Source organism: Caballeronia glathei, assembly GCF_000698595.1.
GTDB classification, from domain to species: domain Bacteria; phylum Pseudomonadota; class Gammaproteobacteria; order Burkholderiales; family Burkholderiaceae; genus Caballeronia; species Caballeronia glathei.
Map to the genome: position 1 here is coordinate 156,410 of NZ_JFHC01000003.1, position 11,726 is coordinate 168,135.

Below are 11,726 nucleotides of genomic sequence, written 5' to 3' on the forward strand. Positions count from 1 at the left end.
CGTTCTTGCCTCCTGACGGGCGCGGCATGCTTTTCGTCCAGTTCACGCTCGGCGCCGAACGCTACCTGCTCGACAGCGCGCAGATCGAGCGCATGCTGCCGCTCGCGCCGCTCAAGTCGCTGCCGGGCATGCCGCCGTGGGTGGCGGGCCTTTTCGACTACGGCGGCGAGCCCGTGCCGGTGATGGACCTGTCCGCGCTCGCGCTCGGGGTCCGCTCGCGCGAGCGGCTTTCGACCAGGCTCGCGCTCGTCCACTATCCGCACGCCACGCCGGACGGCGTCGTGCCGCGGCGCCTCGGCCTCCTCGTCGAGCAGGCGACGCGCACCGTGTCGTTCGATGCCCGCGCGTTTCGCGACCCGGGCATCGACACGCCGCACGCGCGCTATCTCGGCCCCGTCGCGCACGATGCGCACGGCCTCGCACAATGGGTGCGCGTCGAACATCTGCTGCCCGCCGGCGTGCAGGCGCAGCTTTTCACCGCGAGCGCCGCATGAGCTTCCTGACCCGCGTCCCCGACCTGCACGCCGATCACGCGTCGATTGCGCGTTTCGTCGGCCTGCTGCACCGGACGATCGGGCTCGATGCCGCGTCGATCGGCGCGAGCGCGATCGAGCGCGCCGTGCGCGAGCGCTTTGCCGCGTGGCGCGATCACGGGCAGGCGGGCGCGACGCTCGACGACTACTGGCACGCCGTCAACGCCGAAGCGCAGCGTCTGCAGGACCTGATCGAAGCGGTCGTCGTGCCGGAGACATGGTTTTTCCGCGACGCCGAGGCGTTCGCCGCGCTCGCGCGGCTCGCGAAGGTGAAGCTGCTCGACCGTCCGGGCAAGCCCGTGCGGGTGTTGAGCGTGCCGTGCTCGTCCGGCGAGGAGCCGTATTCGGCGGCGATGGCGATGATCGACGCGGGCATCGCGCCCGAACGCTTTTCGATCGATGCGCTCGACGTGAGCGAAACCGCGCTCGCCCGCGCACGGCATGCGCACTACGGGCGCAACGCGTTTCGCGGCCATGCGCTCGCGTTCCGGGACCGCCACTTCGAGCGGGCGGCCGACGGCTGGCGGCTCGGCCCCGAGGTGGCGGCCCGTGTGCGATTCGCGCAGGCGAACCTGCTGCAACTCGATCCGTATGCATTCGAGCGCTTCGACTTCGTGTTCTGCCGCAACGTGCTGATCTATTTCGACCGCGATACGCAGCACGCCGCGCTCGACGTGCTGGAGCGCCTGCTTGCCGACGACGGCACGCTCTTCGTCGGACCGGCGGAGACGGGCTTGCTGATGCGCGAGGGCATGACTTCCGCGAAGATTGCGCTTGCCTTCGCGTTTCACCGGACGCGCGATGGCAGCGATCCTTCCGCGAAGGCGGTGCGCCACGCATGGGCGGCGGGTGGCGCGTTCATGGCGCACTTCGCTGCGACAGCGGCGACCGCGACGGCGACGGCAACGGCGGCAGTGACGGATGCGCGCGTGGCGTTCCCCGTGCCGCCCGGCAGCGTTCCGCCAGCGCAAGCCTTCGCGACGTCGGCATTCGACACCACCCGCCTCGCGGCGCTTGCGCAGGTTCGCGTGCCGAACGTCGGCGGCCGGTTGCCCGCTGGCGCGGCGGGGGAAAGTCTCGCGCACGTGCGGCTGGCCGCCACCGTCGACGTCTCCGGCGGCGCGCCGGGACGGACGCCCGCCGCCGCGTTCGCGCCGCGCACGGTGAGCGTTCCGCCGGCGGCGTCTGCCGCTCCCGCTCCTGCGCCATTGGGGCGAGGCCCACTGGCAAGGAACCTCGACGAGGCGCATACCCTCGCCGACGCCGGGAACCTCGACGCCGCCGCCGTGGCGGCGCGCGCCTATCTCGCAGCGCATCCGTCGAGCGCGAGCGCGTACTACCTGCTTGGCCTGATCGCGGACGCACGCGGCGTCACGCCCGAAGCCCGCACGCACTACAAGCGCGCGCTCTATCTCGACCCGGCGCACCGCGAGGCCCTCACGCACCTTGCGGCCGTCCTCGAACTCGACGGCGACGAAGCCGGCGCGCGCCTGCTGCTCGCGCGTGCCGACCGTGTCGTGAAGCACGGAGGCCGCGATGAATGACGAAGCGCGAGGCGCTTTCGATGCCGCGCACCCCGAGGCGATCGACGATTGCTGGAACCGGATCGGCGTGCGCGGCGACGGCTCGTGTCCGCGGCTCGCCGACTACGTGCATTGCCGAAACTGCCCGGTGCACGATGCGGCGGCGGCCCGCGTGCTCGATCGCGCGGGTACTGCGGTTGCGTTCGCCGCCGGCGCGAAGCCGGAAGCCGACCCGCGCGGATTGTCAGCGGAACGCGGCGCGCGCGAGGACGAGCAGTCACTGTCGTGCCTCGTGTTCCGTGTCGGCGACGAATGGCTCGGGCTGCCGACCGCGATCTTCCGCCAGGTCGCGCAACTGCGGCCGATCCATTCGCTGCCGCACCGGCGTCACCGGTCGGTGCTCGGCGTCGTGAACGTGCGCGGCGAGCTGCTCGTGTGCGCGTCGCTCGCGCGGCTGTTCGGCATCGAGCGCGCGCAGGAGATTCTGCCGTCGCAGGCGCCGGGCGGGCGCGCGGCGTTCGCGGTCGACGCCCGCGAACTCGGGCGGCTGCTCGTCATCGAGCGGCCGGGCGGCGACCGGGCCGACGGCGAGGGCCCGATCGCTTTTCCCGCCGATGCCGTCGACGGCGTGCATCGCTTCGCGCGCGCGGCCTTGCAGCCAGTGCCGGCCACGCTCGCGCACCGGTCCGCGTCGCACGCGCACGCGGTGGTCGGCTACAAGGGCCGCACGGTCGGCCTGCTCGACGCCGGAAAATTGTTCGACACCCTCAACCGGAGCCTGACATGAGCGCCGGCGACGAAGCACAGGATTCGCTGCTCGAACTGTTTCGCGAGGAGGCGCGCACGCAGGCGCAGATTCTGTCCGACGGCCTGCTCGCGCTCGAACGCGCGCCGCGCGCGCCCGACACGCTCGAAGCCTGCATGCGCGCCGCGCATTCGCTGAAGGGCGCGGCGCGGATCGTCGGCGTGCCGGTGGGCGTGACGCTCGCGCACGTGATGGAGGACTGCTTCGTCGCCGCGCAGGAAGGGCGCCTCACGCTGGATGCGGGCTACATCGACCTGCTGCTGCGCGGCGTCGACCTGATCGTTGCGATCGGCGAGGGGCGCAGCGCGGCCGCGCAGGACAATGTCGACGGTTTCGTCGGCGCGCTCGAGGCGCGCATGCGCGGCACGCGGCCACACGATGCGCAACTGTCGCGCGAACTCGTGCTCGAGGACGCGGCGCTCTCCGTGGTGGACGATCCGGCCCCGCCTGGCTCTGCCGCGCTCGATGTGCCAGATGTGCCCGATGTGCCGGAGCCGGCCGCCGCGGATCGCAGTTCGCCCGCCGCGCGCCCCGGCGAAGCCCGCATGCTGCGCGTGCGCGCCGATACGCTCGACCGCCTGCTGAGCCATTCGGGCGAATCGCTCGTCGAATCGCGCTGGCTCAAGCCGTTCGCCCAGTCGATGCTGCGCGTGAAGCGCATCCAGCGCGACGCGAGCCGCGCGCTCGACGTCCTGCATGAAACACTCGACGACGCGCCCGGCCACGCGCTCGGCCTGCGCGCCCACGCCGCACTCGACGAAGTGCGCCGCCTCACCGCCGAAGCGCACCGGCAACTGAACGAGCGTCTCGCGGAACTCGAAAACTACGACCGCCGCTCGACGCACCTGTCGCAGCAGCTTTACGACGAAGCGCTCGAATGCCGGATGCGCCCGTTCGTCGACGCGACGGGCGGCTTCGCGCGCATGGTGCGCGACGTCGCGCGCTCGCTCGGCAAGGAGGCGCGGCTCGTGATCGTCGGTGAAACGACGCAGGTGGACCGCGACATCCTCGATCTGCTCGACGGCCCGCTCGGCCATCTGCTGCGCAACGCCGCCGATCACGGCATCGAGCCGCCCGGGGTGCGCCGCGCGCGCGGCAAGCCGCCCGAGGGCACGATCACGCTGGAGGCGCGCCACAGCGCGGGCGCGCTCTTCATCAGCGTGACCGACGACGGAGGCGGCATCGACATCGGCGCGCTGCGCCGCACTGTCGTGAACAGGAAGCTCGCGAGCGAGGCGACGGCCGAGCGGCTCTCGGAGGCCGAGCTGCTCGAATTCCTGTTCCTGCCCGGCTTTTCGATGCGCGATGCCGTCACCGACGTATCGGGCCGCGGCGTGGGCCTCGACGCGGTGCAGGACGTGGTGCGGCAGGTGCGCGGAAGCGTGCGCGTGACGCAGGAAACCGGCGTGTGCACGCGGTTCCTGCTGCAGTTGCCGCTGACGCTCTCGGTGATCCGCAGCCTGATCGTGGAAGTGGCGGGCGAGCCCTACGGCCTGCCGCTCGCGCACGTCACGCACACGCTCGTGCTGCCGGCCGCCGCGATCGACATGCTGGAAGGCCAGCAGCATTTTTCCTTCGACGGCCGGCGCATCGGCCTCGTCACCGCGCATCAGATTCTCGACGCCGGCGCCTTCCAGGCGCGCGGCGACACGCTCGACGTGGTCGTGATCGGGCAGGGCGCCGCGAGCTACGGCGTGGTGGTGGACCGCTTTCTCGGCGAGCGGATGCTGGTCGTGCAGCCGCTCGACAAGCGGCTCGGCAAGGTGCGCAACATCGCGGCGGGCGCGCTGATGGAAAACGGCGACCCGCTCCTGATCGCCGATATCGACGACTGGCTGCGCTCCGTCGAAAAGCTGGTGGCGGGCGGCGAGCTCGGGCGCGTGGGTGCGGGCGCGGCCCGTGCGGCCGAGAAGAGCGCGAAGCGCGTGCTGGTGGTCGACGATTCGCTGACCGTGCGCGAGCTGGAGCGCAAGCTGCTCGCGTCGCGCGGCTACGACGTGACGGTCGCGGTGGACGGCATGGACGGCTGGAACGCGGTGCGCGGGGAGCGCTTCGACCTCGTCGTGACGGATATCGACATGCCGCGCCTCGACGGCATCGAACTCGTCACGCTGATCCGGCGCGATGCGCAGCTTGCGAACACGCCGGTGATGATCGTGTCGTACAAGGACCGCGCCGAGGATCGCCAGCGCGGGCTCGACGCGGGCGCGGACTACTATCTCGCGAAGGGCAGCTTTCATGACCAGACGCTGCTCGACGCCGTGCGCGACCTGATCGGGGAGGCGAAGTGAGCGCCGCCGCGTCGTCCGGGTTCAGCGTGTCCGGCCTGCGTGCCGCATTCGTGGCCGCATGCGCAGCCAGCACGATTCTTGCGCAACCGAAGATCGATGCGATCACGAGAGGGGCACCGCAATGAAGATCGGCATCGTGAACGATGTGCAGCTGGCGGTGGAGGCGCTGCGGCGCGCGCTTGCCACGCGAGCCGACTTCGAGGTCGCGTGGGTCGCGCGCGACGGCGCCGAGGCGCTCGACTACTGCATCGCAGAGCGCCCCGACGTCGTGCTGATGGACCTCGTGATGCCGAACGTCGACGGCGTCGAGGCGACGCGCCGCATCATGGCGCGCGCGCCGTGCGCGATTCTCGTCGTCACCATCGACGTCGGCGCGAACGCGTGGCGCGTGTACGAGGCGATGGGCGCGGGCGCGCTCGATGCGGTCGATACCCCCGCGCTCGCGGGCGCCGACGCGCGGCGCGGCATCGCCGCACTGATCGCGAAGATCGACCAGATCGGCGCGCGGCTCGTCTCCACGTGCGCGCCGCCGCCTGCGAGCGCGGTGCCGCGCGTGACGAGCAACACGGCGCTCGTCGCGATCGGCGCGTCGGCGGGCGGTCCCGCGGCGCTCGCCACGCTGCTCGGCGCGCTGCCCGCCGATTTCGCGCCGGCGACAGTCATCGTGCAGCACGTCGACCGGGCGTTTGCCGAAGGCATGGCGCAATGGCTCGACGCGCAGTCGAAGCTGCCCGTGCGCGTGGCGCGCGAAGGCGATTCGCCGCGCCCGGGCGAGGTGCTGCTCGCCGCCACCAACGATCACCTGCATTTTTCCGACAGCCGCCGGCTCGGCTACACGCGGCATCCGGCGGACATGCCGTACCGGCCTTCCGTCGACGTCTTCTTTCAGAGCGTCGCCGAGCGCTGGACCGGGCGCGCCGTGGGCGTGCTGCTCACGGGCATGGGCCGCGACGGCGCGATCGGCCTGAAGGCGATGCGCGCGAAGGGCTATCACACGATTGCGCAGGACGAGGCGACCTGCGCGGTCTACGGCATGCCGAAGGCGGCCGCGGCGCTGAACGCGGCGGTTGCGATCCTGCCGCTGCCGCGCATCGCCGATGCGCTCATCGCCGCCTTGCGCCCCGTGCGCTGAAAGACACCTATTCGAAACCAGGACACCTCAATGGAACATCCCAATCCGGACCCGCTCGCAGAACGCGCGAAGCGTGCCGCCGCCGCGGCGGCGGCGAGCGTCGAGCGAGCGGGCACCCGCGCGGTCGCGGAAGAGCGCGCGGTTTCCGACCTGCTCGCCGCCGCGCTGAACGCGCCGCCCGCCGACGAATGCCCGATCATGGTGCTGCTCGTCGACGACCAGACGATCATCGCGGAAGCGGTGCGCCGCGCGCTCGCGGATCAGCCGAACGTCGACTTCCACTACTGCACGAAGCCCGAGGACGCGCTGCGGGTGGCCGAGGAGACGCGCCCGACCGTGATCCTGCAGGATCTCGTGATGCCGGGCGTCGACGGGCTCACGCTCGTGCGGCAGTACCGCGAGAACGCGTCGACGCGCGACATCCCGATCATCGTGCTTTCCACGAAGGAGGAGCCGCGCATCAAGAGCGCGGCGTTTTCGGCGGGCGCGAACGACTATCTGGTGAAGCTGCCCGATACGATCGAGCTGATCGCGCGCATCCGCTACCACTCGCGTTCGTACCTGAATCTGCTGCAGCGCGACGAGGCGTATCGCGCGCTCAGGCAATCGCAGCAGCAACTGCTCGAAACCAATCTCGAACTGCAGCGGCTCACGAACTCGGACGGCCTGACGGGCCTCTCGAACCGGCGCTGCCTTGACGACTACCTGAGCGCCGAATGGCGCCGCGCGGTCCGCGACCGGGCGCCGATCGGCTTCCTGATGATCGACGTCGACAACTTCAAGTCCTACAACGACACCTACGGCCACGTTGCCGGCGACGATGTGCTCAAGCTCGTCGCGCATACGGTGGAGACGTGCCTGAACCGGCCCGCCGATCTCGCCGCGCGCTTCGGCGGCGAGGAGTTCGCGGTGGTGCTGCCCTCGACCTCGGCCGGCGGCCTGCGCCTGCTCGGGGAAAAGATCCGCCTCGCCGTGGCGGCGCTCGACGTGCCGCACACCGGCTCGGCGACCGGCCACGTGACGATCAGCGTCGGCGGGGCGACGCAGGTGCCGCACGGCGACGAGCCGTCGAAGCAACTGGTCGAGGCCGCCGATCTCGCGCTGTACCAGGCGAAGCGCGACGGGCGCAACCGGGTCGTCGCGGGATGAGCCGGCAAATGCTCGCGGGCCTATAATCGTTAGCTGGTCTGAAACCCCAATCCGCTTCGCTCGAGCGTCGCGGCACAGGAGCCCGCAGCATGTATATCGCCATGAATCGCTTCAAAGTGACCCTCGGGTCCGAGACCGAGTTCGAAAACCTCTGGACGAGCCGGGACACGCATCTGAAGGAAGTGCCGGGCTTCGTGGAGTTTCACCTGCTCAAAGGGCCGCGCAAGGACGACCACGTCCTGTATTCCAGCCACACGGTCTGGGCGAACCAGGCGGCCTTCGAGAACTGGACGAAGTCGGAGGCGTTTCGCGCCGCGCACCGCAATGCCGGGAACGGAACCCGCTCGCTGTATCTCGGGCACCCGGAGTTCGAAGGCTTCGAGGTGATCCAGACGGTGAAGTGAACGGGCGTTTCCGCTCTTTCAGGAACTCGCTGGAACCGTTCCGGGGCAAAGCCGATGCCCTCCGCCGGGCCGCAGCGCGGTCCGCCGGAGGGCATCGGCGTTTTCGGGTATCGACGGCCTAGCGCGTCGCGACGATGAAGAGCCGCGGGAAGGGCAGCAGCACCGTGCCGTCCGCGAGCGCGGGGTACGCCTGCGCGATCGCCGTCTCGTAGCGTTCGAGGTAGGCGGCGCGTTCGGTGTCGTCGAGCGCCTCCAGAAACGGGCGCAGGCCGCTGCCCTTGAACCACTCGACCACCGCGTGAGCGCCGCCCGCGAGCGGGTGATGGTACGTCGTGCGCCACACGTCCACGGCGGCGCACGCGGGGCGCAGCTCGCGGTAGTACCACTGTGCGTCGTGCCGGACGGTCCGTGCCTGCGCGGCATCGGCGAGCCTGGCGGCCCACGGCCCGTCCTCGGCGATCTCGCGCATCAGCCGGTGCGCGGGCTCCTCCAGGTTGTCCGGCATCTGCACGGCGAGACTGCCGCCCGGCGCGAGCTTCGCGATGAGCGCGGGAAACAGCGCGGCATGGTCCGGGACCCATTGAAGCACGGCGTTCGCCAGAATGACGTCGAACGGGCCCGGGTCCTGCCACGCCCCGATGTCGGACAGCTCGAAGCGGACTTCGGGCAGCCGCTTGCGCGCGGCCGCGATCATGTCGGGGGAACTGTCGAAGCCGGCGATCGCGGCGCCCGGAAAGCGCGCGGCAAGGACCTCCGTGGAGTTCCCCGGGCCGCACCCGATATCCACGACCGAGCGCGCCCCCGCCACCGGCACCGCGGCAAGCAGATCGCGCACGGGCCGCGTGCGCTCGTTCTCGAAACTGACGTACTGACTGGCAGACCAGCTCATCGCGCGGCTCCTCGGCGGCTCGGGTTCGGGCGGCAGCCGGTGCTCGCGCTGCGCAGGCGGGATCGGTCCCGCCCGCCTGCGATTATAGGTCGTGGCCGGCGGCGGCGCGGGCATCCGCCCGCATGCCGGCAGCGAGCGCGCCGGGGGCGTGGGCGGTGGTGCGCGCTTGGTGCGTGTCGTGCGCATCACGCGTATTGCGCGCGTCGATGAAGCGCAGCGCCTGATGGAGCGCTTCGACCTTGGGCATCGAAAAGCCGGTTGCCTTGACCGCCGCGAGCGGCGCTTCGTAGATGGCGGACAGTTCCATCGGACGATGCTCGCGGTAGTCGAGATACATGCTCGGCAGATAGTCCGGCATGTTCTCGGCGAGCGCGATAATCTCGTCGGCTATTTCCACCCGCAGCGGATATCCGCTGCGGGTGGCGCCGGCAACGACCTCGAGCATGATGTCGCGCACGAGGCTCTGGCTGTGGGCATTGTTCTTCAGCGCGTGCGTTCCCGCGTCGAGGAGGACCGTCAGGCCGTTGTAGGCGACGTTGTAGACGAGCTTGTGCCAGCGCGCCTGGGTGAGGTCCGGCACGGCCTTCGCCTTGATTCCCGCCGCCTGGAAGAGCGCCGCGCCTGCTTCGAGAATCGATTGCGGGGTCGTCCCGCCGTCGGCGGGTCCGGAGTGATAGCCGAGGTGAACGTCGCCGAGCGCGACGTGCTCGATCACGCCGGGCGCCTTGCGCATCACGGCGACGTAGCACAGGCAGCCGAGCAGATGCAGCGATGCGGGCAGGAGCGGCCGCAACTGAGCCTCGACGTCGAGCCCGTTTTGCAGGACGAGCACCTTCGCAGCGGGTGCCGCTGCGCGCGCGATCACGGGCGCGATGTCGGCGTTGCCCGTCGCCTTCGTGCCGAGCAGCAGCCAGTCGCATGGCGGCATGTCGCGCACGTCGGCGTAGGCCTGAACGTTGTCGAGCCGCACGTTCCCGTAGACGTTGCTGTGCATCAGAAAGCCTTTTGCTGCAACCGTCGGGTATTCGCTGCGCAGGAGGAAATGCACGTCGAAGCCGGCGCGCGCCAGCATCATGCCGTAAAAGCCGCCGATCGCACCGCCTCCGATGATGCCGATCCGATTGTCTGAATTTGCCATGTGATTCCGCTGATGAGTGTCATGAAACGATTGCAGGCGCCGCGCCGCGCGCGACAGGCCACGCGGGGCAGGGCGTGGCGTCCGGGTCGTTCGCCGCTGTGCTTATTGAAGGGAACAGTCTCGGCGGGCATTTATTCCGGGCACTTTCCGCGCGCCTGCTGAACCGGTGCCTGAAGGCGTTCGCAGCGGGTGCTATTCTGCGAAGCGCATTGCGCCGCATGCTCCGAACTTCTTGCAGATACACCTGACCCCGCACATGACATGAGCGTCGTACTTGCCTGCGATCTCGGCGGCACGAGTCTGCGCGCCGCGCTCGTCGACCGCGAAGGCGACGTGCTGGCGCAGCGTGCGATCGCCAGCGTTCCCGTAAGCGTCGATGCGCGTGGCGGGTCGGAGGTCGATGCCGATGACTGGTGGCGCGCGTTTGTCGCTGTCGCCGGCGAACTTGCGGCGGATGCGCCGGAGCGCTTCCGGCAGGTGCGGGCGGTCGCGATATGCGGCATCACGCGCACGCAGGTGCTGCTCGGCAATGACGGCCGGCTTTTGCGTCCCGCAATGACATGGCAGGACGCGCGCGCCGAAGCCATGCTCGGCGAACTTGCGGGCCGGCTCCCCGGCGCGCATCCCGAAACGAAACAGGTGAGCGCGTTTCATCCCGTCGCGCGCCTCGCGTGGCTGCATCGCCACGAGGCGCACACGCTCGGCGGCCTCACGACCGTGCTCGATCCCAAGGACTATCTGAACTTCCGCCTGACCGGCGAGAAAGCGAGCGACCGCATCTCCATGGCGCGGCTGATCGCGGCCTCGGAACCCTGGCCTTCTGCGCCGGATCTGCTGACCGCGATCGGCGTGCCGCGCGCGATCCTTCCGCGCATCGTCGATCCGTGGGAGCGCATCGGAAGCATCCTCGGCGAGGCGCCCGAACCTCTGAACCGGCTCGCGGGTGTTCCCGTGTTGTGCGGCTCGAACGATACGTGGAGCGCCGTCGTCGGGCTCGGTGCGCTGCGCCCGGGCCATGCCTACAACATATCGGGGACGACCGAGGTCTTCGGCGTCCTGAGCGCGGAGCCAGCCGAGGCGGACGGACTCGTCACGCTGGACTGGGGCGGCGTGCATCAGCTCGGCGGACCCGGGCAGAACGGCGCGGGCACGCTTGCGTGGCTGCTGTCGCTGCTCGGCCCCGCCGGTGCGAACGCGCCGCCGGTCGGCGAGGCGATCGCTGCGCTCCTCGCCGGCGAAAGGCATGAACAGCCGCTCCTGTTCCTTCCTTACCTGCAGGGCGAGCGCGTGCCGCACTGGGACCCCGACCTGCGCGGCGCGTTCGCCGGGCTCGGCCGCGGCCACACGGCGGCGGACATGGCGTGGGCGGTGCTCGAAGGCGTGGCCTTTCACAACCGGCTCGTACTGGGCCGCGCCGAAAAGGCGCTCGGCAGGCCGGTGCAGGAAATCCGCTTCGGCGGCGGCGGGGCATCGAATCCGGTCTGGTGTCAGATCAAGGCGGATGTCTGCGAGCGGCCCATTGTCACCGCGGCGTCATCCGAGGCCGGAATTCTCGGGGCCGCCGCGCTCGCGTGGACGGGACTCGGGGCGTTTGCCTCCCTCGCCGATGCGCAGCAGCGCCTCGTGCGCATCGCCCGCCGCTACGAGCCAGACGCGGACCGGGCGGCATTCTATCGCCCGTTGTTCGATCTCTTCGAGCGCACCGGGCGCGCGCTCGCACCGGTGTCGCATGAACTCGTCGCGCTGGGGCGCGCGCTCATGAAGTCGCGGGCGGAATAATCCCTCCATCGAAGTGTTGTGTCCATGCGATTCGGCGCACGCCAGCACGGGCGCGTCGATCGCACCGCTTCCACACTTCAATG

Annotated in this window: 10 protein-coding genes; 8 read left to right on the forward strand and 2 right to left on the reverse strand. The window is 70.3% G+C overall.

The genetic code is table 11. The features are described from left to right. Positions 1–26 precede the first annotated feature (26 nt). The 7 genes from BG61_RS03870 (at position 27) to hmuQ (ending at position 7,837) form a co-directional block, all read left to right on the forward strand. Positions 27–494 (forward strand): chemotaxis protein CheW, encoded by a 468-nt coding sequence (locus tag BG61_RS03870; protein ID WP_035935173.1) that lies wholly within the window; start codon positions 27–29, stop codon positions 492–494. After that, positions 491–2,077, forward strand: a complete 1,587-nt coding sequence (locus BG61_RS03875) for a CheR family methyltransferase (RefSeq protein WP_035935175.1) — start codon at positions 491–493, stop codon at positions 2,075–2,077. Before BG61_RS03870 ends, BG61_RS03875 begins: the two co-directional genes overlap by 4 nt. Continuing rightward, positions 2,070–2,843, forward strand: a complete 774-nt coding sequence (locus tag BG61_RS03880; protein WP_035935178.1) for a chemotaxis protein CheW — start codon at positions 2,070–2,072, stop codon at positions 2,841–2,843. The genes BG61_RS03875 and BG61_RS03880 overlap by 8 nt, the downstream gene beginning before the upstream one ends. Continuing rightward, positions 2,840–5,152, forward strand: a complete 2,313-nt coding sequence (locus tag BG61_RS03885) for a hybrid sensor histidine kinase/response regulator (protein ID WP_035935181.1) — start codon at positions 2,840–2,842, stop codon at positions 5,150–5,152. The genes BG61_RS03880 and BG61_RS03885 overlap by 4 nt, the downstream gene beginning before the upstream one ends. A 121-nt stretch (positions 5,153–5,273) precedes the next feature. Next, complete coding sequence (gene cheB, locus BG61_RS03890; protein WP_035935182.1) at positions 5,274–6,284, forward strand: chemotaxis response regulator protein-glutamate methylesterase; 1,011 nt, start codon at positions 5,274–5,276, stop codon at positions 6,282–6,284. Between the two features lie 30 nt (positions 6,285–6,314). Then, complete coding sequence (locus BG61_RS03895) at positions 6,315–7,433, forward strand: response regulator (RefSeq protein WP_035935185.1); 1,119 nt, start codon at positions 6,315–6,317, stop codon at positions 7,431–7,433. Between the two features lie 89 nt (positions 7,434–7,522). Next, a complete protein-coding gene (hmuQ, locus tag BG61_RS03900) occupies positions 7,523–7,837 on the forward strand; it encodes a heme-degrading protein HmuQ (protein WP_035935188.1) in 315 nt (104 codons plus the stop codon). 118 nt (positions 7,838–7,955) lie between these two features. Here the strand turns inward: hmuQ and tam are convergent, their stop codons facing one another. Both tam and BG61_RS03910 read right to left on the reverse strand, forming a co-directional pair. Then, a complete protein-coding gene (tam, locus tag BG61_RS03905) occupies positions 7,956–8,726 on the reverse strand; it encodes a trans-aconitate 2-methyltransferase (RefSeq protein WP_035935466.1) in 771 nt (256 codons plus the stop codon). Positions 8,727–8,808: 82 nt separating this feature from the next. Further along, complete coding sequence (locus BG61_RS03910; RefSeq protein ID WP_063740952.1) at positions 8,809–9,864, reverse strand: putative 2-dehydropantoate 2-reductase; 1,056 nt, start codon at positions 9,862–9,864, stop codon at positions 8,809–8,811. 261 nt (positions 9,865–10,125) lie between these two features. On the opposite strand from BG61_RS03910, the gene BG61_RS03915 reads away from it, so the two are divergent. After that, the gene (locus BG61_RS03915) at positions 10,126–11,643 is read left to right on the forward strand and encodes a xylulokinase (protein WP_035935190.1); all 1,518 of its coding nucleotides are present in this window, start codon (positions 10,126–10,128) and stop codon (positions 11,641–11,643) included. The last annotated feature ends 83 nt before the right edge of the window (positions 11,644–11,726 follow it).

Excerpts from the sequence above, each read along its gene's own strand:
- tam (WP_035935466.1), bottom strand. The coding sequence starts at position 8,726 with ATGAGCTGGTCTGCCAGTCAGTACGTCAGTTTCGAGAACGAGCGCACG.
- BG61_RS03895 (WP_035935185.1), top strand. The coding sequence starts at position 6,315 with ATGGAACATCCCAATCCGGACCCGCTCGCAGAACGCGCGAAGCGTGCC.
- BG61_RS03910 (WP_063740952.1), bottom strand. The coding sequence starts at position 9,864 with ATGGCAAATTCAGACAATCGGATCGGCATCATCGGAGGCGGTGCGATC.
- cheB (WP_035935182.1), top strand. The coding sequence starts at position 5,274 with ATGAAGATCGGCATCGTGAACGATGTGCAGCTGGCGGTGGAGGCGCTG.
- BG61_RS03885 (WP_035935181.1), top strand. The coding sequence starts at position 2,840 with ATGAGCGCCGGCGACGAAGCACAGGATTCGCTGCTCGAACTGTTTCGC.
- BG61_RS03870 (WP_035935173.1), top strand. The coding sequence starts at position 27 with ATGCTTTTCGTCCAGTTCACGCTCGGCGCCGAACGCTACCTGCTCGAC.
- BG61_RS03875 (WP_035935175.1), top strand. The coding sequence starts at position 491 with ATGAGCTTCCTGACCCGCGTCCCCGACCTGCACGCCGATCACGCGTCG.
- BG61_RS03915 (WP_035935190.1), top strand. The coding sequence starts at position 10,126 with ATGAGCGTCGTACTTGCCTGCGATCTCGGCGGCACGAGTCTGCGCGCC.
- hmuQ (WP_035935188.1), top strand. The coding sequence starts at position 7,523 with ATGTATATCGCCATGAATCGCTTCAAAGTGACCCTCGGGTCCGAGACC.
- BG61_RS03880 (WP_035935178.1), top strand. The coding sequence starts at position 2,070 with ATGAATGACGAAGCGCGAGGCGCTTTCGATGCCGCGCACCCCGAGGCG.